We start from the raw sequence: 26,988 nt of genomic DNA on the forward strand, positions 1-26,988 counted from the left end.
ATGTTAGACGGAATTATTACCGGCCTTACCACTGCGGTGATGCCTTTTAACCTATTGATGGTCGTTGTTGGCTGCTTTGCAGGCACGTTTATCGGGATGTTACCAGGCTTAGGTCCTATTTCAGCTGTAGCCCTGATGATCCCTATCACTTACGGACTAGACCCATCTTCTGGCATTATTTTGATGGCCGGAGTTTATTACGGTGCGGTCTTTGGTGGCTCAACTTCATCGATTTTGATCAACGCTCCTGGCTGTGCGAGCACAGTTGTAACCTCTTTTGACGGTTACCCGCTTGCTCAACAAAAGCAGGCAGGTAAAGCTTTAGCGCTTGCAGCATATTCATCATTTACAGGCGGCACCATCGGTGCACTGGTACTGCTATTTGCAGCACCTGCATTAGCCTCTGTTTCGTTGAGTTTCCAATCTAGCGATTACTTTGCCCTGATGATTCTTGGTTTAACTGCAGTAGCGGCATTCTCTGGTAAAGGCCAAGTTATCAAAGCTCTAATCATGACCGTATTAGGCCTGATGATCGCGACTGTAGGTACAGATGTTACATCTGGCACAACACGCTTTACGTTTGGCAGCGTCGACTTGATCGATGGTATCAGCTTCTTACTTTTAGCGATGGCAACCTTTGCTTTAACTGAGGTAGTTATGACTGTGCTTAAGGGCCAGCATAACGAGAAAGAAGCACCTATGGATATGAGCCAACTAGGCAGCATGAAGCTAAGCAAAGAAGAAGTTAAGCACGTAGCTCCTACCGTTGGCCGCTCCTCCTTTTTTGGTTTCCTAATTGGGATCCTTCCAGGAGCTGGTGCAACCATCGCGTCCTTCCTTGCTTATGGCCTCGAACGTAACCTTGCATCAGCCAAAGAGAAACTAAAATTTGGTAAGGGCGCTTTACGTGGGTTGGCAGCACCTGAATCTGCAAATAATGCAGCATCTACAGGCTCATTCGTACCACTTCTGACGCTGGGTATTCCAGGTTCAGGAACAACAGCAATTATGTTGGGTGCATTAATTGCTTACGGTATTCAGCCGGGTCCTCGTTTATTTCTAGATAACCCGGATGTGTTCTGGTCTGTCATCATTTCGATGTACTTTGGTAACTTGGTACTGCTGATTCTTAATCTGCCGTTGATACCTTATATCTCTCGACTTCTAGTTATCCCAAGACCGATCTTGATCCCATTGATCCTTTTCTTCTCGATCACTGGTGTTTATCTCGTGAGCTTTAATAGCTTTGATATTCACATGATGGCAATCATTACGGTCATAGCCATATTCCTAAAACTGCTTGAGTTCCCTATGGCCCCTATGCTGCTTGGTTTTATCTTAGGCGGTTTGATGGAAAACAACTTAAGCCGTGCTTTAACCATCTCTGATGGCAGCTTTGCCTTCCTTTGGGAGCGTCCGCTGACACTGAGTATCGTCATTACAGCAATCGTAATTTTAGTCCTTCCTCCAATCATCGAAGCTTGGAGAAAGAAAACTAATTCCAGCAAGACCCCAGGTTGCGAAGCGGCTATCTCTGAGGGTGAAGGCTAGTCCTACCCTCAATTTGATATAAGCAGGAATTTACAAGTCAGGCTGTAAATTCCTGCTCTCCAATCTTACTCAATTTTAACTAATCCATAGGAGGAATAGCGGATAACTGTGTCTGCAGACCCCAAACTGAATGCCATTTTGCAGCACGGTTTTGACATTTTAAAACTCTAAGTCGGCTATTGAGCACTTAGGATTTCACAACTGATGTCCCAGTTGTCCCGAGTCAAATAGTCACTTACTGAAATACAAAGCTTCCCTCTGTGCTCAACACAAATCTGAGCAAGAGATTCTAAAAAATACAAAAGAGGCAAACATGAAAAAACTAGCTTTATCAGTAGCTATTACCGCAACACTCGCTACCAGCACATCCATGGCAGCAACAATCTACAGCGCTGACGGTTTAACTTATAAACTTAAAGGTGATTGGCAGCTTCAATTACGTGACGATTACAAAAAAGCCAATGATTTTGATGTAGAGTTTGATGATTTAGAGCTGAAGAACACAATCATTTACGATCTAGGCAACGATCTTAAAGCCTTCGGCCAACTAGACTTTTCCTTTAACGGTTCGGCCGACGATTCCAGTGCCAGCGATAGTAAATTGGAAGAAGCTTACCTAGGCCTGCAATACAGCAACTTGAAGTTAAAAGTTGGTAAAACCAATACGGCCGGTGACGAGTTTGGTGTGGAAGTGGCTTATGAAACGATCCTTGATGAAGATCAGTTTGATGTCGTTAAAAGCTCAGGCGACGATCTTATCCGCCTAGAAGCAAGCTTTGATAATGCCACTGTAGTTATGTCCCATGAAATAGCATCAGACGGCAATGCCAGCGAAGATGGTGAAGCGACCGATCTGTTTGTTAGCACTAAATTTTCTGAGCTATCTCTAGCAGCGGCATACCAAACTCATCAAGCTAGCGGCTCTACCTATTCAGATGATACTTGGGGTGTTAGTGCCAAATTCGATGCTGGCTTTGCAACGTTTGGAACGGATTTCAGTTCTACTGACTATGGCAACCCAGCGACAGCTGATGCAGATATCAGTAACTTGGTCGCTATTTTCCAGCCTCTAGACACTACTCGAGTTGCGCTAGGTTACGTGAATGTAGATTCTGATGCAGACAACCAAGATGCGAGCTCTTGGTACACTAACGTGACATATAAATTCCCGTCACAGAAGAACGTATCAATCTTCGCCGAAGTAGCTAAAGCAAGTTTTGACGATGCTAGCGTAGATTCTGAAATCGACGTTCTTGCAGGCATGCAAATCAAGTTTTAATTGCCAAACGGTGGCTCAATAGGTCCTCCCCTTCAAGCCTATTGAGCCATTCTTACCTTCTGGAGTACCACATGAAAAAACTAGCCTTGCTTATAACACTGATTTCAGCGCCTCACGTAATGGCAGATAACCAACTACTGTTGGGAGAAGGCATTAAAGTTCACGCGATTAACGGTAGTGAAAAGATTTCCTCTTTTTTTACCAACAATCGATCTTTAAACCTACCCGATGGAAATAACCAACTTCTTGTTTCCTACACAGCAGAGATAAAAAATGGCAGCGATTATGAGCTAGAGCAAAGCCATCCAAGTGTACTTTTATTTAGTTCAGAGAAACAAACCCTCACACTCAAAACACCTGAGATCAAAACTACAAGGCAATTAGAGCATTTCAACCACGAGCTTAATTGGAAACTTGAAAACGACCAAAAGCCAATTAACTTTAAAGCAGCACTACTGCCACTTAAAGGGCTCCGCTTAGGAATAGATTTTGAGAGAGAACTGGCTGATTTTAATAGATCAAACAATATTGCTAGCCAGCAGGTAACAGCCATTGAAACCCCATCTATTTTGAAAGGGGACAGAGTGACGGATGAACAAATGAAGATGATTATGTTGAAAAGCTTATATCAACAAGCCTCTCCTGAAACTCAAAAAGCCTTTAAAAGCTCTATCCAATAATGTCGGTAAGGATTTTGTCAGTCTGCGCAATTTATTCTAAAAAAAGCTTGACAAAAACCATCCAAATTAAATTTCAACCCACTGAAAAATAAAGGCTTTTCTACCTGTATTATTTTCACGCAATTTGCTGAATAGCTAAGTTTTACAGGCCTTATAGCAACTTAACCATAAACAATTAACAAAGTTATCCACAGAAGTTGTTTATAACTCAGTTCATAAAAATCTTATTCTTTAACTGATTCAAGCGTATTAACGAGGTCTTGGAATGCCTCACGATTTGCTTCGTTAAGATCCATCAGAATACGATGGGCAGAAATAATTCTATCTTGCATTTCTGCTACAGATTCCTGCACTAGCGGCAACTCTTTAAGATCCTCAACACACGGAGGGAGCTCTTCAAGAAGAACAAAAATATGATCGAACCCCATGGTATAAAGGATTCTTGTGATATCTGAATTAGTAGATATAAGAGCAGGCTTATCCATTCCTCCCTGCTCAGCCTTAATAGCTAATTTTGCAATCAACCCCAAAGAAGTGCTATCAATCCCCTCAGCCTGAGTCAGGTCGATCAAAATCTCAGTAACTTGAGGATCAGCCAAAGACTGCTCTAAATGGCAATCTAAAGTTGCACATAAGGTCAGTCGAACATCTCCAACAAACTTGAGGACAAATCGCCCTTCAACCAGCGCTGAATATATTAAACCTTCTTGCATGATTACTGCCTGCAAATCGTCATAATTGCGATATCATCCGGTGCTGCATCTATAGTATTTGGAAGTAAAGCATCTCTGATACTATTCGGCCCCTCACCTTTAGTGCCAGAAACAGCATCAATAAGGCATTGTTCTTTTGCCTCCATATTAGGCCCTTCCAACACCTCAAATATACCATCTGAAAATAAGGTTATCTCAAACTCAGCATGTAACTGAAGTTTTCGCTCATCATAGATGGGCTCATGAAATAGACCTACAGGCATACCTCGCCCTTCTAAGAATCGACAACCATCTCTATCATGCAATATAGGCATAGGATGATGCCCACCTACTGCATAGCTCAAGCTCGACTCAGCTTCATTATACAAGCCTATAAACATGCTTAAGTGTTTACCTAAACCTGTATCAAGCAACTCGATATTAATCCGGCTCAATACTTCCTTTGGCGATAAAATATCAAAGCTAGATTGTCGTCGATAGTTCCTTAGCAATCGATTGGTCATATTCTTGAGCAAAACAGTCACAAGTGCAGAAGAAGCCCCATGACCTGAAACATCAGCCAGATAGAACAGGGTTAAATTATCATCAACTTTAACCGCATCAACAAAATCACCACTTAGATACAATGAGGGTATTAACAGATACCGTGCTCGAACAGCGCCTAGCTGAACATCCGTTGCAGGCAGCATATTCTTTTGTATCTGGTGAGCAGCTTGCTGGTCTGCCTTAAGCTCCGCCAAGCTTTTTTCCAACTCTTCACGGTAATGCAAATTTTGCTCAATCAAATCTGCCTGATTTAACAAAGATTTAATTGCTACCGAGAACGCAGCACCTTGCTCACCAATTTCAGACTGTAGAAATACATTGCTAGCCCCTTTTCTCAGCGCTGATATTACCTGATTACTAGCATTTTCAGGCAATAAGGCAAGAATTGGCTTTGGGCCTTGTAATGCAGCGAGCTGCTGAAGATCGACCAACTTTAATCGCTCGCTGACACCGACAATCACCAATGAAAAGCGATGTTCTTCTAATAGTTCTAATGCATAATCACTACTAAAAGCAGTGGAAATTTTTACTGGAGGTAGGTCTACCTGATTACAGGCGTCAACGATCGAATCTATTGCTTCTGCAACATGATCGACTAATAGAATTGTTTGGTATGCTTGCCTCATATATCAGGCCTTGAAGTTTAGGCTAGGATCCATGAGAAACCACGTTAAATCTAGATGACTTAACTTGCAATATGTTTTTAGTAACAGAGAGCACAACTCACAAAAAAGCCCCAATTACATCTGAGATAATTGAGGCTTTCATCCATCATTTATACTTCAATATTAGAAGTTATTATCATCATAGTTTTCAACATCGCCATCAGCAATATCAAAAGCACGTTTTTGCAAATAAGCATCACGAATGAAGATATATTTATCACCAGAAATTAACTTTTCTGTTTCTAGCAGTTGAGCTCGTGTATCAATAACTCGTGTCACATAAAGCGCATTACGGGTAGCGGTGTCATCTACATGATATACAGGATCTGTTAGTGCATCCGGAAATTTACCAATCCCATCACGAACCGTCATAGGACCAAAGAAAGGAACCACTAGGTAAGGACCACTACCAGCCCCCCAATAGCCCAATGTTTGGCCAAAATCCTCATCGTGTTTTTCAATACCCATTGGCGTTGCAACATCGATAAAGCCAGCCAAGCCAAAAGTAGAGTTGAACGCTACACGCGCAAAGTCCTGAGTAGCATTATCAAATTTACCTTGAAGAAGGTTATTGAAAAACGTACCTACATCAGCGAGATTTTCAAAAAAGTTATTTACACCAACTTCAGCTACATCAGGCATAACTGCCTTATAGCCTTTTGTTACTGGTTTTAGGGCATAAGTATCAAGGCCATCATTAAAACTAAACATAGCTCGGTTAAAACCTTCCCAAGGGTCTACATTGACCTCTTCCGCCATAACAGGCTGCATCAATGCCAAAGAAACAGCACCTGCAACTAACAAACTGCGAAATTTGGTTTTCATTCAGGATCCTTTCACTTTACCCAATAAATAAGTGAGTATTCTAGCCGAGATATACTAATAATAAAAATAGGAAAAAGACTTAATTATGAGAAGGTTAGAAATATTGCGAAGACAAACGAAAAAAGGCTTCCCGAAGGAAGCCTTTTTCTATATTTCCGTAAGGAAATGTCGACTTAGAAGTCTACGCGGTAACCTAGTACTGCGCGATCTTCGTTAGTGTCATCAGAATCGTTGTCTACGTATTCAGCGAATACACGACCTTTACCTAGTTTCTGCTGAACACCGATACCCCACTGCTCTAGGTCAGTATTAGCTACGTCATCTTCGTAGTCTGCGAAACGACCGTATACAGAAGTAGCACCGATAGTGTAACGAGCAGCTAGCTCCCAAACACGCTCATCAGAGTTTTCTGTAGAACCAGTTTCAGTTTCTTTATCTTCGTACTTAGCCATTAGCTGTAGAGCGTCTAGCTTGTACTGTGCAGCAAGACCCCAAACATCAGTCTGCTGTTCAGCACCAGGAGTGTTTGCAGTTTCGATAGTACCGTAAGAAGCAGAAACAGTGAAGTTATTAGCAGAGTAAGTACCTGCTAGGTTAACTGCATCAACAGTTTCGTCAACAACGTCATTGCTGTCGTTGCCATCAGTTGCTAGAACTACACCACCGATGAACTGGAAGCCGTTCATCTTAGGAGAGTAGTAAGCAATTGTGTTTTCAGTACGCTTCATGAAATGAGCAGTTTTACCTAGAGCAGAGTTACCTAGATTGAAACGCTCACCGTAACCGCCGTCACCTGGGTTAAAGATGTTAGTTGGACCGCTGATTAGTAGGTAGTGTGGGTGGTACTGCTTACCGATAAGTAGCTTACCCCAGTCGCCTTGAGCACCGATGTAGTGTAGGCGAGAACCAAGAGCTGTAGTCTGGTCAGTAACTGTAGCGTTGTTAGCCTGAGCTTCCCAGTGGAATAGACCTTTAGTGCCGTCTAGACCTAGATCGATATCACCTTTGATACCAAAACGAGAAGACTGATCGTCAACACCAGTGTCGCCGTTGTCTACTTTTTGTAGACCGATACGGAAAGAACCGTATAGAGTAGCGTCAGCCTGTGCGATCATTGGTGCAGTCATAGCACCGGCAACAGCCAGAGCAATCAGTGACTTTTTCATCAACATTTCCCCTTCAATAATATTCAACATACTAGTAGTGAATTTTTAATTTTTCTAGCATAACGCGCTTAACACGCCGTTACGCTATGAAAATACTATAAAAAAAATATATTTCAAATAAATGAAACACATTTTTCATTAATTTTTTACTTCGGCAGTACTACAAAAAACTTTAATCTCTGCCGAGAGAGCTGCTGCTTTAGTATCAAAATTGAAGAATTAACCTCAATTAACAACGCCTTAGCAACAATTTTCAAATAAATTTCGGGCATTACAACATACCAAAAAAGCTTGTGCAACCTTTGTTAGAGCATTTATTTAACTACCTCCCCCCACAAAAGTATTACTCCTGAATTTTATTGATCTACATCAACTGACCACTTTGGCCCACTGCTGTTTAAGGCGTTTTTCAGAAACGGTTGTTGCCGTCCCTAACTGTTGGGCAAAGAGAGAAACTCGGAGTTCTTCGATCATCCAGCGATAGTTTGTTAACTCCTGATCATAGATACCTTGAGAACAATGTTTTTCATATCGCTTTTGGTACTGAGAAAAATACTGTTGCAACTGCTCACTCTGAAGACACTCTTGTCTTAGATTACGTCTGAATTTTTCAAGGCGAATTTCAATCCCTTTCAGATACCTTGGATATTGTTTCAATACATTAGCTGATTCACTTTTTATAAAGCCTTTGTACATTAACTGAGCCAGCTGCTGCTTTACATCATTTAACACTGGCACCTCATTTAACTGCACTTTACCTTTAAGTTGTTTTTGGATTCGATTATAGGTTTGACAAAGCTGCAGAATTTCTCCTAAAAATTTCTCTCCAGTGGGTATGATTTCGCTTTTACACTTCAAAACAGCCTGTTCAAATGCTTTCTTATCCTTAATTACACCATTCTCAGGTAATATTATTGATGAACAAGCTTGCCAAATAATCTCTTGCTCTATTTGAGCAGGCTTATAGAGACCACCACTCAATAGCACACTTTGAGTAATTTGATCTTTTTTCAGCGTTTTTTTCAAATTGCGAATCTGCTCTTTCATTGAAAGCAAAGCTAAACGCGTGATACCTGAACGACTAATTTGAACCGCTTCATCCTTATGTGATTTCAGGCACAAAGTTACGGATTCACCAGCATCATCTAAAGCAGGATATGCCTCAACCTCAACTCCGGCATATTTACTGATTTTGCAGTTTTCTTCTAGTTGCCCAAAATCCCATTTCGTTATGCCTTGACGTCCCCACTCATTGTCAGATTTTTCTGCCAGCCTCTCGTTTATTTGAGATGCGAACTTATAATTCAGTACTTCCCAGCTTCTTGACTCACTCAGTAATCTACCTTTTTCATCAACTAGGCGAATATTCATTGATAGATGATCAAGCAAAGAACTCTGCCTTAAATCTGATTCTTGAATTCTAATTCCTGTCATACGAAGAAGATGATGAGCAAATACCTCGTATAAATTACCTACACCAAATTCAGCTGCACTGATAAAAGCTTCAACATAATTAGGCACTGGTACAAAGTGCTTACGCTGTTGTTTAGGTAGTCCCTTCAATATTGCAGAACACTTTTCTTCTAGCATTCCTGGTACCAACCACTCCATCTGCTCTAGAGGAATAGCATTTAGTAAAGGCAATGGTACCTGAAGTGTTACACCATCATCTTTTGCCCCAGGAGAAAAGTTATAAAACAATTTTAATTTGGCTGATTCCCATTTAAAAAAGTCAGGGTATGCAACCACAGACACATGCTCAGCAGATCGCTGTAAGATGTCTTCTTCTTGCATCAGAAGCGCATCTGGGGTCTCTTGCTCAATTTGTTTACGCCATTTTTCAAAAGCAGCACCATTGACTATATGCTCACCTTGAAGTGATTGAAGACGAAGTCGGTAGAACTCATAAAGTTGCTCTTCATCAACAAGCAGGTCCTTTCTTCGAGATTTCGCCTCTAATCTTTCAATACCACGCAACAAGGCCCTATTTTTCTTAATAAAAGCGGCTTGAGAATTAAACTCACCTTCAACCAAAGCCTGTCGAATAAAGATTTCATGAGCTATAGATGGATCAATTTTCCCATAACTCACTTTGCGCTTAGGAACGATAATTAAGCCATATAGTGTGACCTGTTCTGTCGCAACGACCTCTGCCCGTTTTTTCTCCCAATGGGGTTCACTGTAATTACGCTTAATCAAATTTGGCGCTAACTTTTCTGCCCATGCAGGGTCAATGCGAGCGATACAACGAGCGTATAACTGACTAGTTTCAACAAGCTCTGCCGCAATAATCCATTTCGGTGCTTTTTTGTATACGACTGAGCCAGGGAATAGGAGAAAACGTCGGTTACGTGCCCCTAGATATTCTTTATTCTCTTGCTTAAAGCCCATATGGCTCAACAACCCGGCTAAAAGGGAACGATGAATCGCTTCGTAAGAAGCCCCTTGCTCCCTTTCAACAAACTTATCATCTTGTTGTTTCAGCTCTTTACAGATCAGATGCAATTGACGGTGAGTATCTCGCCATTCACGCATACGCATATAGGAAAGGAATTGCTTAGCACAATATTTTCGTAACTGATTTTGACTTAACTTTTGCCTCTGCTCTTCGTAATGATCCCATAGATTCACAAACGACAAAAAGTCAGATTCTTCATGTGCATACAAGCGATGTTTTTCATCACTGGCTTGGCGCTTCTCTTGCGGCCTTTCTCGTGGATCTTGGATACACAAGGAACTCACGATAATCAAAACTTCACGCAAACATTTGTTTCTTGCCGCTTCTATTACCATTCGCCCTAAACGAGGATCGATTGGAAGTTTTGATAACTGCCAACCGACTCTCGTAATATTGCGCTTAACATCTACGGCGCCCAGCTCTTGCAGTAGTTTAAAGCCATCATTGATATATCTATTATCCGGTGCATCAACAAAAGGAAATTCTGAGATATCCCCCAGCTTAAGAGAGAGCATCTGCAAAATAACTGCTGCGAGATTTGTTCTACGGATCTCTGCATCCGTAAACTCAGGCCGTGCACTAAAATCTTCTTCAGAATAAAGACGTATACAGGTACCTTCAGAGATACGCCCACAACGACCCGCTCGCTGGTTAGCACTCGCTTGAGAAATGGCTTCGATTGGAAGTCTTTGAACCTTAGAGCGATAACTATATCGGCTAATTCTAGCCAAACCCGTATCAACTACATACTTAATTCCAGGAACAGTTAATGAGGTTTCAGCAACGTTTGTAGATAAGATTAGTCGGGTAGCAGCAGCCTTACCCGAGCGTTGGAATACCCTATTTTGTTCCGCCAAAGAAAGCCTCGCATAAAGCGGCAAAACTTCGGTATGTTTTAATTCGGCTCGTCTCAGAACTTCAGCTGTTTCACGTATTTCACGCTCACCGGGTAAAAAGATCAAAACATCACCCTGCGGCCCTTTACCCTGTTTACGCTCCATCTGCAGTAACTCTTCTACTGCAGCCAAAACCCCTTGCTGAAGATCTAAAGCTTTCTCATCTTCAGCTTGAACTTCATGTAAAGGACGATAAAGCACATCTACAGGGTAGGTACGCCCAGATACTTCGATAATAGGCGCATCACCAAAATGCTTGGAAAAACGCTCTAAATCGATCGTGGCTGAAGTAATGATTACTTTTAGATCTGGGCGTTCAGGTAGAATTCTTTTTATATAGCCTAGTAAGAAATCGATATTCAGACTCCGTTCATGAGCCTCATCGATTATCAAAACTTCATACTGTTCAAGAAAGCGATCATGACGGGTTTCACCTAGCAGAATACCGTCCGTCATCAACTTGACCTGAGTATTCTCACCTACTTGATCATGAAAACGAACTTGATAGCCAACCCTCTCTCCCAGCGGACTTTGTAATTCATCAGCTATACGACTTGCAACAGTACGTGCAGCCAATCGACGAGGTTGAGTATGACCAATTAAACCTTTACACCCCAAACCTAGATCTAAGCAAATTTTGGGTAATTGCGTCGTTTTACCTGAACCTGTTTCACCAGCCAACACAATTACTTGGTTTTCTTCGATCGCTTTACTGATTTCTTCACGACGACTGCTAACAGGAAGGTCAGGGTAAGAGATATCCATATTCATCTGTTGTCGGCTGCTAACCCACTTACAAGAAGCTTCGATATCTGAAATTAATTTAGAAGCTGCTGCCTGATCATCACTTGCCAATCGTTCGATACGGCGTTTCAAACGGAAACGATCCGAAATTCGACAACCACCCAATAAAGACCTGAGCTGTTTTTTACTCTGATTCAAGTGCTTCGCCTTACCCTACTTTTTAAAGGCGTAATTTTATAACAGATAGTGCCCTAGGACACCTTTCTTGGGTTTGATTTCTCAAACTCCAGAATCAACTAACTTATTAAAATTACTACAACTAATTTAAAAGCATTTCCTAATAAACCCTCCTATAATGCCTGAAAGGCTTGATCTCTGTTTTGTGACAAGGTTAATGAAGAACGATGAAACAAATTTATTTTATTTTTACTTCCTTGATTTTACTGCTTCACTCAACTTTTCTATACGCAGAAAAAACAACCGTCAGAGGTTTTTCAACCATAGGGTTAGTCAAAAGCAATGCTGGGGATAGTCTAAACTTTAGAAGAAACCTTGCTCGCTCAGCCGAGGATTCTGATTCATGGTCTTTTGAATCTGACACCACCTTAGGTTTACAAGTAGATAGCACTTTAAACGATCAATGGAGCACGTCAGCTCAGTTAGTTTATAAAAACAGAATCGATCAAAGCCTAGAGAATAGTGTCGAATGGGCCTACCTCCGCTATCAACCAAGTCCTGATAATCCATTTAGCTATCGTTTAGGTCGCTTAGGTGTTGATGTATTCATGCTATCTGAGTATCGAAATGTAGGTTATGCCTATCTTTGGGCACGCCCACCCATTGAATTCTACAGCCCTCTCGCTTTTGATTATATCGACGGTGCAGATATAACGTACTCAACTCTATTAGAAGAATCCTTCTTTCAAGCTCACCTAACCGTTGGTACTACACAAAACGATTTTGTTTACGATGATGTGACACTGAAGGTTTCTCCTGCTATTGCCACCAGCCTGTTATGGGAGAGTGATTACTGGAAATTCAGACTAGGTTACGCTCATATTGAATTGAGTGATCGAGTAGAGTTTTATCAACCCCTGATTCAAGCATTGGATGACAGCGCCCCTTTATGGCCTCAAGCTGCATCTGCCGCTGACGATCTTAACCTAAAAGGGAAAAAATTCGATTACTACACCCTCGGCCTAACCTACGATAACAATCAATGGATTGTTCAGACAGAAATAAACCAAGTAAAAACTAAAGATAATATCTTCACGTCTTCCCATAGCGGCTACATCAGCCTAGGAAGAAGAATAGGCGACTATACATTTTTTGGTGTAGGCTCCATTATTGAAAACACGGATAGAATAAACCAAGTTGCAGCTGTACCAGACTCATTACCACCTTTATCCCAAGCACAACTCGCTGGTTTAAGAAACATTGTTCAAGACCAGTATGACCAAACGGGTGTAGATCAGAAATCCTTAGGATTAGGTGTCCGCTGGGATGTTTATCATAACACCGCTATAAAATTCCAATGGGATAGAACATGGATAAAACCACACGGAGCGGGTTTATGGGCTAAGGATTCATCGAATACAATCGATGAAACCGTAGATACTTTCTCTGTCAACGTGAACTTTTTGTTCTAAGGGGAAGATGATGAAGTATCTAATAGTCTTCTTTTCCACTTTGATTCTGTCATTACATGCTTCGGCCGATATGATCGTTATTTGCCACCCAGACAGTGGCATCGACAAACTCAGTCGAAAACAAGTGATTGATCTATATATGGGACGCGTACAACACTTTCCTAATGGCGGCAAAGCCTTAACTCTAGATATGCCCACAGATTCAGATCATAGAGCAAAGTTTTACAAAGGGCTTACGGGAAAAACACTTCCGCAAATCAATGCATATTGGGCTAGACTCATATTTGCAGGTCGAGCAACACCACCCCAGTCAGTAGAATCCTTCCAAGAGGTAATTACTACCATCATGAAAGATACTACTGCGATAGGGTATATCAACAAATCAGAACTGGTTGATTCTGTTAAGGTCATTGCACATGTTGAGTAGCCCACTCAATGCAAAACTCTCTATAAGAACAGGCATATCGATCGCGCTATTTGCCTGTTTGTTTCTATTTATATCAGCCGTAGTATTGTTTCAGCTCTCTTACAAAGAAGAACTCGACGAAATCCATAAAAGCTTGCAACAGCTCATCAAGACAGTAGAGCAAAGCGCCAAGGTTGCGGTATACCTCGAAAACGAAGAACTTAGCGCCGAGATAACCAATGGCCTGATCATAAATGACAACGTTTCCGGCGTTATTCTAAACAGCGATATAGGCATGTTGTTAACCGCTGGTGATATAACCATAGGCTCGAATGCCCGATTGGTTGTTTTGAAACTAAGCGACCCCTTCACACCTGAGCTACCGATCGGGAAGTTAACGCTCATTCCTAATCAGGGGTTAATTGAAGCAACAGCCAAAAATCGCGCCCTATCACATATCATTATCTTTGGCGTAAATTCAGTTTTTGTTGTTTTTCTTGTAATCATTTTAGTAAACCGCCTTTTGGCCAACCCTCTCAAAAAGATCGCACAACAACTGCATGTTATAAAACCAGGCACAAGCCAACGAATTATTACGCCTAAAGGCCATGAACAAGACGAAATTGGTTTACTCGTAAACGACAGTAACAACTTGCTTCGCGCGATGCAGAAAACCATTCAGCAAAAGAATCAACTCTTTGACGAGGTCCAGAAGCTAGAGCAAAAATTCCGCCTTCTTTTTGACAATGCCCGAGTTGGGATAGCACTGGTTAATATGGACGGTCAGCTGCTCATGAATAATCCAGCTTTCACCAACATCGTCGGTGAAAAAGCCTGTAAGTATTTTTCTGAGTGCCAGACTCAAAAATTAATTGAATTATTTGAAGAAAGGCAACAGCTAGCAAAAGCGATTCAGAAAGCCCTAACTTCTACAAACCCCGTTTCTCTAGATCTGAGTCTTAAAAATGAAGATGAAACAGATCGACATTTACACTGCATACTGTCGCAAGTTTTTGATGAAAGTGGCGAAGTTCTTTTAGAACTTGTCATATACGATATATCAGAACGAGTACATCGGGAGCTTAAAGCAAGATACGAATCAGAGGTCGATACTCTTACAGGCCTACTGAACCGCCGAGGATGCAAGCGCCTTATTAAAGAATCATTACTAGAAAAACCTAATAGTCACCACGCGATTATGCTAATCGATCTCGATCACTTTAAACCAATCAATGATACCTATGGCCATGATGCAGGTGACCACGTACTCAAAGAAGTATCCAATAGATTTAATTCGGCTTTACGCAGATCCGACCTTCTTTCACGCTGGGGCGGAGATGAATTTTTGATATTTATAGCGGGAGACGCTAACAATTTAGAAGATGAGGTTTCAGCCGTCGCGAAAAAAATACTAACACTACTAGAAAAAGAGATTGAGGTAGGTTTAGACAAGGCTGCTCGAGTAGGGGCTAGTATCGGTATTGCATTAGCACCTCGCCATGGCAATGACCTAAACGCGTTAATTAAAGCCGCTGATACCACCATGTATCAAATTAAACAGCAGGGTAAAAACAACTATCTAATCTATGACGAAACTATGGTAATGGGGAACACAGGATAACCTGCCCTTTAAATCTTGCGGCACTCAAACAAGGAAAATTGATACGCTAAATACCTTTCAAGTCCGAGCTTTTTTAAATTCCTGCCCCATTTTGTAACACAGAAGTAAAAAACCTTATACATTAGGAGGAATTATACGGTTAAGCCTTGCACATTAGTTCCCGAATCCTGACAATGCGCACAATATTTTTGAAAGATCATTCACATGCGTACACTAGAAGATTCTCTCCCCCTACAATTGCTGAAAGCTCGCGAAGCTACACTGTCTTTTGTAAGACCTTTATTACAAGAGAACTCTCTAACTGAACAGCAATGGCGAGTACTGCAAACCATCAAAATTCAACAAGAGTTAGAATCAAAAGCACTTGCTGAACTTTGTTGTATTCTAAGCCCGAGTTTAACAGGTATCCTTAAACGCCTAGAGCAACAGGGCTATATTCAGCGTAGAAAATCAGAAGAAGACAAACGCCGAATTTTGATCAGCTTGACCGCGAAGTCGGTCGATCTAATTGAGCAGCTTACGCCTGCTATTGAAGAACGTTATCAAGCTTTCTCTGATCGCTACGATCAAGATAAGCTAAAACAGTTAATGACTCTTTTAGCAGAAATTGAAGCTATAGAGCCATAGTCATTCTGAGTTATCGCCTTAGCTGGCCCTATCTTAAAGACTTGTTAAGAGCGCCACCTCATCCTCAACTAACTCCCTACTTTCGCCCGGCGATAAGGATGCATCTAAATCCAGATCGCCAATAGACAACCTTTTTAACCCCACAACAGGATTTCTAAACCGTCCGAACATTCGCTTTATCTGATGGTAACGACCTTCTTGTAAAGTCACTAAGGCACTATGGGTATCGATAATCTCTAAATCGGCCGGCTTTGTAGTGATGTCTTCATAGGAAAAATACATCCCCGCCTTAAAGGCAGGAACATACTCTTCAGATATAGGCTTAGCGAGGTCGACTTTATAACGTTTCGGCACCTTTCTATCTGGAGAAGCTATTTTACTCGACCATTCACCATCGTTGGTTATCAATAAAAGCCCTGTAGAATTGAGGTCTAATCGACCTGCAATATGCATATCACCATAAGCCCCCTCAAGGAGATCAAAAACTGTAGGATGGATCGAATCTTTGGTCGCGCTGACATAACCAACAGGCTTATTCATCATCAGATAAATCGGACGTCTATCCTGCAGCACTTCCCCTTCGCACTGAATTACAGAAAAGCGATCAATCACTTGATTCGCAGCCAAAGCAGGAAGGCCATCAACAAGGATCTTTTGTTGTGCGATAAGTAACCTTACATCCCCGCGTTTATATGGTGTTCTTGAGGCCAGGAAACGATCTAAACGTGATTTATTTACAGCCATGAATTACTTAGCTTTTTTATCCGTTGATAACGTATCGTCAGGCTCGCTATTCAGCCATGACTCAATAGCGGTGTTTTCAGATTTTAACTCGGGAACATCAGGCCGTTGAGGCTTATCTTCACTAACCCAGCTATCTAACAGATTAGTTTCCTCAATATTTTGCTCTGGCGGTAGTAATGGGAAGGGCTCTCCTTCAGGGCCAGACCAATCAATGTCCCCCATCATCACACCTTCTTCAAGGCCATCAGTTACAGGGACCGCAACACACAAATCTTCAACTGCTGCTTCTTTTAACGAATCAACATCTGCACAAAAATGAACATCTTTTTCGCACTGATCACAATGCCTTACAAATGGGTTCTTAGTTTTTTCCAGATCATCCCAAGCATTTGGGCATTGGTAATTGACCTTGCAATCTTTTTTGTCCATCAGAACCTCTACTTAGGCATTCAAGAATACAAGCTTATTATTAATTATAAGGATAACCACAAACTAAGCGCTTAAGCCGCCCATACAGATATATTTTGTTTCTAAATAATCATCCAAACCATATTTAGATCCCTCTCTACCATGACCTGATTCTTTTACTCCTCCAAAAGGAATTAACTCAGAACTAATAGCAGTCTCATTTACCCCAACCATTCCGTACTCGAGTGCTTCAGAAACCTGCCAAATTCGCGAGATATCTTGCGTGTAGATATATGAAGCCAAACCAAACGAAGTGTCATTTGCCAGTGCAATCGCATCTGCATCTGTTTTAAATTTAATTACGGGTGCTACTGGGCCAAAAATCTCTTTATTAAAGATACCCATATCAGGCTTCACATCTGCTAAGACTGTAGGTTCATAAAACCAGCCACCAAGGTCTGAAGATTGACCTCCTGTCACTAACCTAGCCCCCTGATCAATAGCACCTTTAACCACTGCATCAATTCCCATCAGTGCTTTATCGGTTATCACTGGACCTAGTGTTGTATCCTTATCAAATCCATCACCTAAACGAAATGCTTTGATGGCATCAATGAATTTAGATAAGAAGCGATCATATATCCCTTCTTGAACCAACAAACGATTAGCACAAATACAGGTCTGCCCCGAGTTTCTAAATTTTGATGCAAGCGCTCCAGCAACCGCTAGATCAATATCAGCATCATCAAATACAACTACGGGAGCATTACCACCCAACTCCATTGATGTACGTTTAACCGTATCTGCGCACTGTCGTAGCAATAGTTTCCCTACTGGGGTCGACCCCGTAAAGGTAAGCTTTTTCACGGTTGTACTCGATGTAAACACCTCACCAACTTCTTCTGCATTTAGGCAAGGCAAGACATTAAATACACCAGCAGGAACACCCGCTCGATCGGCTAGCTCAGCTAAGGCCAATGCGGATAAAGGAGTTTCTGGTGCTGGTTTGAGCACAATAGAGCAACCAGCGGCTAGCGCTGGTGCGACCTTACGCGTAATCATCGCATTAGGAAAATTCCATGGTGTTATTGCTGCAACCACACCTACTGGTTGCTTAATAACAAGACTGCGTCGATCTTGAGCGGAAGGTAAAATATCACCGTAAATACGTTTAGCTTCTTCAGCAAACCATTTCAGATAAGAAGCACCATAAAGTATCTCACCCTTAGCTTCGGCAAGTGGTTTACCTTGTTCAAGCGTTAATATTGAGGCGAGATCATCTGCATTATCAATAATAAGATCATGCCAGCGTTGAAGCACATTGGAACGTTCAGCAGGCGACTTTACTTTCCATTCTTGCATCGATGCTTGAGCAGCTTCGATTGCATCCTTCGCTTCCTGCTCTCCAACATTTGTAACTTGCGCAATGGTTTCGCCATTAGCAGGGTTAAAAATTGGGAATTCAGCTCCACTATTGCTTGCTACCCATTCACCGTTGATAAAAGCTTTGGTTTGTATCAAACCTGAATCGCTCAAACTAAGTCCCATACTTCACCTTCATTTGGGCCAACAAAAACGGGCATAGCCTACGAACTTGGCTAAATTCTTTTACGTATTTTTTGCAGGCGATTTATTTCTTCTTCTAATAACGAACGTCTTAACACCTTACCCACATTGGACTTTGGAAGATGCGTTCTGAATTCAACTAAACGAGGCACTTTATAAGAAGTTAAACGTTCGCGGCAATATTCTCGCACTTGTTTAACAGACAAACGTCGATTGGATGTGACCACAAATAATTTAATGACTTCGCCGCATGTTTCATCGGGTAAACCAACAACAGCACATTCAACAACATCAGGATGGCTGGAGATAGTATTCTCTAACTCATTAGGATAAACAGGGAAGCCTGATATATTAATAATGTCTTTCTTACGATCAACAATACGTAAAGTGCCATCATCCAGCACCCGAGCAATATCACCTGTCGCCAACCAACCGTCTGTATCCGGTATCGATGAGTTATCTCGCCAATACCCTGACATCACTTGGGGGCCTCGCACATAAAGCTCTCCCGTTTCGCCCGAACAGAGGTCCTCCCCCTGCTCTCCTACAATACGTACCTCGGTTAGCGGTAAAGGCTTACCCACAGATCCATAGCGAGAGTTGTGCGGTTCCCCAATGGCCACAACAGGAGAAGCCTCTGTAAGGCCATACCCCTGAATAATCTGACAACCCGTTACACTTTCCCACTCATCACTAACAGAACGGGTGAGCGCCATTCCTCCTGAAAGGGTTAACTTTAGCCGAGTCATATCTAACTGGTTGAACAAACTATTACGACAAAGTGAAACAAACAGAGTATTTATGCCTGAGAATACTGTGAAATCCCATCGACCTAGCTCATTAACTAACCCTTGAATATCACGAGGGTTTGTTATTAACACCACTTGAGCACCCAAAACCGGCATAACCAAACAGTTAAGTAGAAAACCATAGATGTGGTAAAGCGGCAAAGGTGCGATCGCAATTTCTTCACCCGCTCTCAATGTATCCGGTAAGCGATGTCTCAACTGCAATACATTTGCAATCAAATTCCTATGGCTTAACACGGCACCTTTCGGCGTCCCGGTAGTGCCCACCGTGTATTGGATTAGTACAGTTTGTTCTGCACCCCGCTGCACTTTTTCTAAGGTGTAGTGTCCGCCTTTAGCCAGCGCCTCTCGAAAACCAACCGCATCTTTTAATCGATATTTAGGGACGATTTTACGCAAATATTTCGCCGAATAATTGATCATAAAACGACGCATCATAGGGTGGATATCACCAAGTTCTGTGACTATAACCGTATGAATATTTGATTGAGGTAAAACCTCTTCTAATAGATGAGCACTATTAGCAAGAATAATAACCCCTTTAACACCGGCATCGTTGAATTGGTGCAACGTTTCAGCAGCGGTATAAAGGGGGTTAGTATTAACGATAACTAAGCCTGCTCTTAGAGCTGCCAACACTGCAATTGGATATTGCAAGGTATTCGGTAGCTGAATGCCAATCCGATCACCTGGTTCAAGAGAGGTACAGTTTTGTAGGTAAGCTGCTAATTTATCAGCAAGATTATCGAGATCAGCATAAGTTAAAGTTGCCCCCATATGAGTGAAAGCATCTTTATATGCGAAATTCTTGCAAGCTTCATCAAGAAGCTCGGTGATACTCCCGACGTTTTGGATATCCAGCTGCAATTGTTCGAGAGAATCTCGTTTCACACTCACCTGAAAAGCTCCTTATACTCAGGCTAAACTATCCGTTATTGAGGTAACCCTTCAACAAAGGTCACCAACTCTCCTGGCTGTAGTGCAATCCAATCCTCATTATCCGTTAACGGTACTGTCGCGATTACCGTGACGATGTCCTTAGGCGTCGTTTCTTTAACAAAGTCCACCTTCATTTCGCAATCTGTTAGGCTCGCTTCGCCAAAAGGTGCTTTACGAGTCAACCAGGACAATTTACTGCCGCAGAACGCAAATAGATGGGTAGATTCGGTTAGGAGCATATTAAATACACCTAACTCTCTTAGCTGGTCACAACGCTGCTTGATGAATTTAGAAAGTTCTTCAAAACACTCTGGGCGTTTAGGAAATGCTTGTCTGATTTCACCTAATAACCAACAGAATGCATACTCACTATCTGTCGTTCCTACTGGATAATAAAAAGAGAGTGGCTTATCAAACAGAGCTTTATCCAACTGGCCATTGTGCGCAAATGTCCAAGTAAAGCCCCAAAGCTCCCTTTGAAATGGATGGGTATTTTCAAGGCAAATATTGCCTACATTTGCCTGCCGAATGTGACTGATCACCACATGACTTTTAATCGGATGTTCTTTAACTAGGCGAGCAATTTTAGAATCGACGCTCGGGTTTGGGTCATGAAAGCAACGCGCGCCTTTACCCTCATAGAAAGCTATTCCCCAACCATCTTTGTGAGGTCCCGTCCCCCCACCACGCTGCATCAGCCCGGCAAATGAAAAGCAGATATCAGTAGGTACATTGGCACTCATACCCAACAATTCACACATTGCTACAATCCTTAATCAACGACAACGAGGTTAGATCGATTTATTCTGATTTACCTTCCAGAACGATCTTATCAGGTAGGGAATCAATCGCATCGGAGCCCGATTCTATCTTACTGCTTTCATCCATCAATGCAGACGTTTCTTTCATTCGACGCTCACCTACAAAGCAACCATCTGGGTGAATCGACATCTGCTTACTTTCGACTGTTGCACGAACTTGCCCACCAGCATCGATATGCAGTTCGTCACAGATAATTTCACCTTCAAGAATGCCACACACATCAACACCGCGAGCTTTAATAAGCCCACGTACGTGACCAGATTTTCCGATAGAGATACTATCTAGAGAACTCACATTGCCTTCGAACATACCATCGATGTGCATTTTACCGACGATGCTCATATCACCACAAAATTTATTGCCTTCTGCAATTATTGTAATGGCTGATTGTGCAGGTTTAGCGGATACATTTCTTTTAAGGATGCCCATTTAACTCCCTTAACCTTTGTAAACAAAGAATCAAAATTTGTTATGTCCCAGGAGAGGAATGGTTCGGGATCTATTGCTGTATACATATGGCGAATCTCATAATGCAGATGCGGCCCTGTAGACATTCCCGTATTACCACTTAATCCTATCAGCTGTCCCTTACTGACTAGATCTCCAGTTTTTACTTTTAATGCATCCAGATGCGCAAAGTAAGTTTTGAACCCAAAGTTATGCTGAACTTTAATCAGCTTACCAAAGGATTTATTGAAAGCAGCATATTCAACAACGCCATCAGCTGTCGCATAAACAGGCGTGCCTCTATTGGCTTTAAAATCTATACCATGATGCATCACCCGTTTTTTACGTACTGGGTGAAAACGTGATCCATACTTATCCGTAATCCTGATTGCCTGAATAGGCACACCGTTTGGAATATTGTGCAAAAAAAATAAACGTTTGTTCGCCTCGATAGTTAGTTGCTCAGCTTTGAGCGGGTCGATCTCATCAGAAGGCTCTAAACCTAATAAGGTTTCCAATCCATCAAGCGAATTGTTGAACGACGTGTTCAATTCACCAATTCGGATGTTCTCTTCTTCTAACTTATCTCGCTCAGTTTTTATAGTGATAAGAGATAAACTAAGCTCTTTCAATTCCTCTACATAGAGCTGTTGGGAACCAACCATCAATTCATAATTTTCGCTTAGTACCTGATGATCTTCTTCTAACTCAGATAGATCATCCGTTGTAACAACTAATAGTGTATTCGAAACGAAAAAACTGATTGCTGACAAAATCAAAAATACCAGCAATACATATTTTGCTATTTGGTTAACCGTATATTGGCGAGAGCCATATACAGTGGTTAAAGTTATAACCAGTTTATTTCTCAAGATAACACCTGTAACGACTTGAGATGGGTAAAAACGAGCCTCTAAATATACCCATTTTTACACCCATTGTCATAATCATTACAGGCGAAAGCCATAGATAATAAAGGGAATTATCCTATTGTGTAATAAGGCTTTAATCTCCGTCCAACATTCGACCAATACCACCTAAAACCGAACCTTCACCCTTATCACTACCACCAGATGATGGCGCTGATGCAATTAAGCGATCAGCAAGGCGTGAGAACGGTAAACTTTGAACCCAAACACTACCAGTGCCTTTAAGCGTTGCAAGCCAAAGGCCTTCACCCCCAAAGATCATCGATTTCAACCCTTTGACCATCTCAATATCGTATTCAATCCCTTCAGTAAATCCGACAAGGCAGCCCGTATCGATCCTTAAAGTTTCATTGTTCAACTCTTTACGCACGACTGTGCCACCCGCCTGCACAAACGCCATACCGTCGCCTTCTAGTCTCTGCAAAATGAAACCTTCACCTCCGAAGAAACCGACACCAATTTTCTTAGAAAATGCAATTTCCACTTTAGTACCTAAGGCAGCGCACAGAAAAGCATCTTTCTGGCAAATAACTTTTTCACCATAATCAGCCAAATTTAGGGGCACGATGCTACCAGGATAAGGCGCAGCAAAAGCGACACGTCTCTTACCACTACCCTCATTACCGAAATGAGTCATAAAAACGGATTCACCCATAACCATGCGCTTACCCGCAGAAAAGAGCTTACCCATTAAGCCTTGGTCAGGCTCTGATCCATCGCCCATTTTGGTTTCAAAATTGATCCCCTCTTCCATGTAATTCATCATGCCGGCTTCGGCAATCACCTTTTCACCAGGGTCTAACTCCACCTCAACAATTTGAAGTGATTCACCAATAATTTCGTAATCAACCTCATGACAACGCATTGTTACATCCTTTTATCTAACTTATTTATGAGTATGGGTGTCGTAGTTGCTTGTATGCCTAACGAAAACAGCACAACACCGTATGCTATAGATTGAATAGTAAACCAAGCATCGATTTCAAGAGGCAGCGATAAAAGCAAAAGGCAATTTAACAAGAACACCTATGGGCTTGATGAGAGCGATAGCAAATAAGGCCGATAAAACTAACAGTAGAATATGAATTATTCCCATCTACCTCCCTCCCTGACATAACCTTAAAGTACGTATGCATAAAAATTATTAAAGCACCTCTCATAGCCCAACGAATGCAGCTAACCAACGATAAACAAAAGAACAAATTTCATGCAAAAAACAACCTCTAACCATTTGGTTTTCAAGTAATTACGGGACATTTGCCCAAATACTCATTTCTTTATTGATAATCCCGACACCTACGCTGATGATCAACTACACTGTCTTAAAAACGGATTTATTAGATGCTATCAATAAGTGAGCTTTTATCTACAGAGTTATCTCCCGCCGACCAAAATTCATTATGGCGTACGATTACCGAATATTACTGTCATGATGAAAAGTCCCTGTGTGAGCAACTACTGGAAGTCTCGCCCGATTCTTCTCAAGCTAAATCCAAAGCAACAGATTGGATCACTACCATTCGCGACTTGGATAATCCGCTTTTTTCTGTAAACACACTAATGTCGAAGTTCGGATTAGAAAGTGACGAAGGTATTGCTCTACTAGCCCTTGCTGAAGCACTCTTACGAATACCTGATGCGGAGACTGCTCAAGCACTAATTTTCGACAAATTAGATTCACTAGCCCTCAAGCCTGAAAAACTCTTTCAAGACCATCCCACTTTCCTTGAAAACAGTACCTTTTGGGGCGTCGCGCTAAGCCAACAGCTAATAAGCCAAGAGCAGTCTGCGGGTAGTATTTTAAATAATGTATGGCAACGCTTAGGTAACTCTGTAGTGCACCAAGCTCTAGCCTATTCAGTCTCTCGAATAGGTAAGCAGTTCGTCTTTGCTGAAGATATTCACGTAGCTCTAGATCAACGCTGTGATTTCGATAACAACACTTTTTTCTCATTCGATATGCTAGGCGAAGCTGCTGTTTGTGATCAGGATGCACAAACCTATTTCGAGGCTTACCTCGATGCAATTCAGGCGACGGGTCAACAAAATATGAAGGGAGACACCAGCATCTCCATAAAATTGTCAGCCTTACACCCTCGTCTCGAAAATAGTCATTTTGACCAATTACAAAAAAAGTTGATGCATAGGTTATTCCAGCTCCTTGTGACCGCACGTAACCTTGATGTAGCAATAACAATCGATGCAGAGGAGTCTGAACGCCTAGAAATCACACTATTAATTTTCGAACAATTACTGCGAAGTGAACTATGTCTTGGCTGGGGAAAATTAGGGTTGGCTGTTCAGGCCTATAGTAAACGCGCCCTTCCAACCTTGAGATGGCTGTCACTTATCGCTGCCGATTGTGAAACCCCAATCCCTATAAGATTAGTTAAGGGAGCTTATTGGGATAGCGAAATAAAACGCAGCCAGCAGAACGGGCTGAATAACTATCCGGTTTTCACCCACAAATCCGTCACTGACCTGTCCTATCTAACCTGCGCAAAATTCCTTTTATCTGAACAAGGGGGTTTATTAATCCCACAATTTGCTACACACAATGCATTAACTATTGCCCAGCTATTAGAAATCCCTACAGGTAAAGTTTTTGAATTTCAGCGGTTACATGGAATGGCCGAGTCTCTCTATCAGAAAACACAACATGAAATAGATCAAAATTGCAGAGTTTATGCGCCTGTTGGTGATCAGAATAATCTATTGCCCTATTTAGTTAGACGCCTATTCGAAAATGGCGCTAATTCTTCATTTGTATTCCAACTACATGACCCAAATGTAAGCATTGATGAGATAGTCGAGTCGCCTAGCGAAAAAATTCAGAGTACGTCTTACGAGCTGCCTTTACCAAATAAGATATTTGAACAGCAAAGAGAAAACTCTGCTGGTGATCCTCTAGGTAGCTTAGATTGTTGGCAACAGTGGCGAAGCATTATTGAGTATTACGGACAAAAGAAATGGTATTGCCAACCGATCATCGCTGGTGAGGTTACGGATGGTCTTAATCTACAACCCGTCCATGCTAATTATCAATTAGACAAAATTATTGGCTATCAAAGCACAGCAGATAAAACCCTAATAAAACAAGCCATTAGCTTCGCTGAACAGTTCTTTCCAGAGTGGCGAGATCTGGATGTCTCCGTACGCAGCAAAATTCTACTTAATTACGCACGTTTGCTCGAACAGAACAAAGCTGAAATGGTGTCACTCTGCATTTTAGAAACAGGTAAAACACTAGAAGATGCTCTGGCAGAAGTAAGGGAGGCTATCGATTTTTGCTTTTACTACGCAGCGTTAGCTGACAAACAATTACAGCCAGAATCTCTACCCTCAATTACGGGTGAAGAAAACACATTGCACTACCAAGGACACGGTGTCTTCCTTTGTATCAGCCCTTGGAATTTCCCACTAGCCATTTTCACAGGTCAAATTGCAGCAGCACTTGTTTGCGGTAACACAGTCCTTGCCAAACCATCATCAAACAGCGGATTAACTGCATTTAAGGCAACTGAACTATGGTACTCAGCAGGCTTACCTGAATATTGCTTACAACTGATACCTTATGCAGGAAGCGAGCACTCAGAAGCGCTACTAACTGATTCACGTATTGCCGGAGTGACTTTCACAGGATCAACTCTAGCCGCAAGTGCGATAAACAAACAATTAGCCAATCGCCATGATGGCTCGATTATTCCATTTGTTGCAGAAACAGGCGGTTTAAATGCGATGATTGTTGATAGTAGCGCGCTGGTAGAACAAGTAGTTCTCGATGCGATTCACTCAGCTTTTAACAGTGCAGGGCAAAGATGTTCAGCATTGCGCGTTCTGTATGTACAGGAAGATATAGCAGAGGTTATCGAAGATAAACTCATTGGAGCGATGCAAACCCTATCGATCGGCAGCCCAGAACAGTTGGAAACTGATTTAGGTCCGGTCATTACTCAAAATGCCATGCGCGCGCTCTATGAACATATTGAGTGTTGCCGTTTACAAGGTAAGTTGTTGTTTGAGCTAGAACTTTCAGACCAACACAACCAAGGCTGTTTTGTGCCACCGACTCTAATCCGACTAAATTCCATGGATGAACTAACTGGAGAAATTTTCGGCCCTATTCTGCATATTATTCGCTACCAAAAACATAACTTAGAACGGGTTATTTACGATATTAATCGTAGCGGATTCGGCCTAACACTCGGTGTTCATTCACGAAATAATCTGTTTATAGAGCAGATAACCTCCCAAGCCCTAGTAGGAAACATCTATATTAACCGGGATCAAATAGGCGCAGTAGTTGGCAGCCAACCCTTTGGCGGCATGGGACTATCTGGCACCGGTCCTAAAGCCGGTGGTCCCAACTACTTAAAACGTTTTGTACGTGAAAAAACCATTACCCGAAATACAACAGCTTCTGGGGGCAATAGAACGCTTTTAAGTAAAAAACCATGAAAAACCATTTAAAATCAATACGTAATCAGCCCCTTCTTCT

Annotated in this window: 21 protein-coding genes; 8 read left to right on the forward strand and 13 right to left on the reverse strand. The window is 41.8% G+C overall.

The window, feature by feature from the left end:
* The 3 genes from ACMXYO_RS10930 to ACMXYO_RS10940 all read left to right on the forward strand — a co-directional run bounded on the left by ACMXYO_RS10930 (position 1) and on the right by ACMXYO_RS10940 (position 3,510).
* Positions 1-1,551: a tripartite tricarboxylate transporter permease gene (locus ACMXYO_RS10930; protein ID WP_415885151.1), complete on the forward strand. Its 1,551-nt coding sequence runs from the start codon at positions 1-3 to the stop codon at positions 1,549-1,551.
* A 313-nt stretch (positions 1,552-1,864) separates the two neighbouring features.
* Complete coding sequence (locus tag ACMXYO_RS10935) at positions 1,865-2,830, forward strand: porin (protein ID WP_415885152.1); 966 nt, start codon at positions 1,865-1,867, stop codon at positions 2,828-2,830.
* Positions 2,831-2,901: 71 nt separating this feature from the next.
* Positions 2,902-3,510: a DUF2057 family protein gene (locus ACMXYO_RS10940; RefSeq protein ID WP_415885153.1), complete on the forward strand. Its 609-nt coding sequence runs from the start codon at positions 2,902-2,904 to the stop codon at positions 3,508-3,510.
* Positions 3,511-3,734: 224 nt separating this feature from the next.
* Here ACMXYO_RS10940 and ACMXYO_RS10945 read toward each other — a convergent pair whose 3' ends face one another.
* The 5 genes from ACMXYO_RS10945 to hrpA form a co-directional block, all read right to left on the reverse strand.
* Positions 3,735-4,223 (reverse strand): STAS domain-containing protein, encoded by a 489-nt coding sequence (locus tag ACMXYO_RS10945; RefSeq protein ID WP_415885154.1) that lies wholly within the window; start codon positions 4,221-4,223, stop codon positions 3,735-3,737.
* A gap of 2 nt (positions 4,224-4,225) precedes the next feature.
* Positions 4,226-5,395: a PP2C family protein-serine/threonine phosphatase gene (locus ACMXYO_RS10950; protein ID WP_415885155.1), complete on the reverse strand. Its 1,170-nt coding sequence runs from the start codon at positions 5,393-5,395 to the stop codon at positions 4,226-4,228.
* A gap of 162 nt (positions 5,396-5,557) precedes the next feature.
* Entirely contained in the window at positions 5,558-6,259 is a 702-nt protein-coding gene (locus ACMXYO_RS10955; protein WP_415885156.1) for a VacJ family lipoprotein, read from the reverse strand.
* Positions 6,260-6,432: 173 nt separating this feature from the next.
* Positions 6,433-7,425: a porin gene (locus ACMXYO_RS10960; protein ID WP_415885157.1), complete on the reverse strand. Its 993-nt coding sequence runs from the start codon at positions 7,423-7,425 to the stop codon at positions 6,433-6,435.
* Positions 7,426-7,794: 369 nt separating this feature from the next.
* Positions 7,795-11,721 (reverse strand): ATP-dependent RNA helicase HrpA, encoded by a 3,927-nt coding sequence (gene hrpA / locus ACMXYO_RS10965; RefSeq protein ID WP_415885158.1) that lies wholly within the window; start codon positions 11,719-11,721, stop codon positions 7,795-7,797.
* Between the two features lie 206 nt (positions 11,722-11,927).
* On the opposite strand from hrpA, the gene ACMXYO_RS10970 reads away from it, so the two are divergent.
* From ACMXYO_RS10970 to hpaR, 4 genes are all read left to right on the forward strand, one after another.
* On the forward strand, positions 11,928-13,172 hold the full coding sequence (locus tag ACMXYO_RS10970; RefSeq protein ID WP_415885159.1) for a hypothetical protein: 1,245 nt from the start codon (positions 11,928-11,930) through the stop codon (positions 13,170-13,172).
* Between the two features lie 10 nt (positions 13,173-13,182).
* Complete coding sequence (locus ACMXYO_RS10975) at positions 13,183-13,599, forward strand: hypothetical protein (RefSeq protein WP_415885160.1); 417 nt, start codon at positions 13,183-13,185, stop codon at positions 13,597-13,599.
* Positions 13,589-15,199 (forward strand): diguanylate cyclase domain-containing protein, encoded by a 1,611-nt coding sequence (locus tag ACMXYO_RS10980; RefSeq protein ID WP_415885161.1) that lies wholly within the window; start codon positions 13,589-13,591, stop codon positions 15,197-15,199. The genes ACMXYO_RS10975 and ACMXYO_RS10980 overlap by 11 nt, the downstream gene beginning before the upstream one ends.
* 204 nt (positions 15,200-15,403) lie before the next feature.
* The gene (hpaR, locus tag ACMXYO_RS10985) at positions 15,404-15,826 is read left to right on the forward strand and encodes a homoprotocatechuate degradation operon regulator HpaR (protein WP_415885162.1); all 423 of its coding nucleotides are present in this window, start codon (positions 15,404-15,406) and stop codon (positions 15,824-15,826) included.
* Positions 15,827-15,859: 33 nt separating this feature from the next.
* On the opposite strand, the gene ACMXYO_RS10990 is transcribed toward hpaR, so the two are convergent.
* The 8 genes from ACMXYO_RS10990 to ACMXYO_RS11025 form a co-directional block, all read right to left on the reverse strand.
* Positions 15,860-16,570, reverse strand: a complete 711-nt coding sequence (locus tag ACMXYO_RS10990) for a 16S rRNA pseudouridine(516) synthase (protein ID WP_415885163.1) — start codon at positions 16,568-16,570, stop codon at positions 15,860-15,862.
* Between the two features lie 3 nt (positions 16,571-16,573).
* Positions 16,574-16,999 (reverse strand): hypothetical protein, encoded by a 426-nt coding sequence (locus tag ACMXYO_RS10995; RefSeq protein WP_415885164.1) that lies wholly within the window; start codon positions 16,997-16,999, stop codon positions 16,574-16,576.
* Positions 17,000-17,062: 63 nt separating this feature from the next.
* Positions 17,063-18,526 carry an NAD-dependent succinate-semialdehyde dehydrogenase gene (locus ACMXYO_RS11000; RefSeq protein ID WP_415885165.1) on the reverse strand — a complete coding sequence of 488 codons (1,464 nt, stop codon included), beginning with the start codon at positions 18,524-18,526 and terminating at the stop codon, positions 17,063-17,065.
* 50 nt (positions 18,527-18,576) lie between these two features.
* Positions 18,577-20,250, reverse strand: coding sequence for an AMP-binding protein (locus ACMXYO_RS11005; protein WP_415885166.1), 1,674 nt, complete (start codon positions 20,248-20,250; stop codon positions 18,577-18,579).
* Positions 20,251-20,285: 35 nt separating this feature from the next.
* Positions 20,286-21,053, reverse strand: coding sequence for a class II glutamine amidotransferase (locus tag ACMXYO_RS11010; RefSeq protein WP_415885167.1), 768 nt, complete (start codon positions 21,051-21,053; stop codon positions 20,286-20,288).
* 40 nt (positions 21,054-21,093) lie between these two features.
* Positions 21,094-21,543 carry a bactofilin family protein gene (locus ACMXYO_RS11015; RefSeq protein ID WP_415885168.1) on the reverse strand — a complete coding sequence of 150 codons (450 nt, stop codon included), beginning with the start codon at positions 21,541-21,543 and terminating at the stop codon, positions 21,094-21,096.
* Positions 21,486-22,433 carry a M23 family metallopeptidase gene (locus ACMXYO_RS11020; RefSeq protein WP_415885169.1) on the reverse strand — a complete coding sequence of 316 codons (948 nt, stop codon included), beginning with the start codon at positions 22,431-22,433 and terminating at the stop codon, positions 21,486-21,488. The genes ACMXYO_RS11015 and ACMXYO_RS11020 overlap by 58 nt, the downstream gene beginning before the upstream one ends.
* Positions 22,434-22,566: 133 nt before the next feature.
* Positions 22,567-23,355, reverse strand: a complete 789-nt coding sequence (locus ACMXYO_RS11025; RefSeq protein WP_415885170.1) for a TIGR00266 family protein — start codon at positions 23,353-23,355, stop codon at positions 22,567-22,569.
* A gap of 476 nt (positions 23,356-23,831) precedes the next feature.
* Between ACMXYO_RS11025 and putA the strand changes: the two genes are divergently transcribed.
* Positions 23,832-26,948, forward strand: a complete 3,117-nt coding sequence (gene putA, locus ACMXYO_RS11030; RefSeq protein ID WP_415885171.1) for a bifunctional proline dehydrogenase/L-glutamate gamma-semialdehyde dehydrogenase PutA — start codon at positions 23,832-23,834, stop codon at positions 26,946-26,948.
* Positions 26,949-26,988: the final 40 nt, after the last annotated feature.

Origin of the sequence: Neptuniibacter sp. QD37_6 (assembly GCF_047778085.1) — a bacterium.
In the GTDB taxonomy this organism is placed as follows: domain Bacteria; phylum Pseudomonadota; class Gammaproteobacteria; order Pseudomonadales; family Balneatricaceae; genus Neptuniibacter.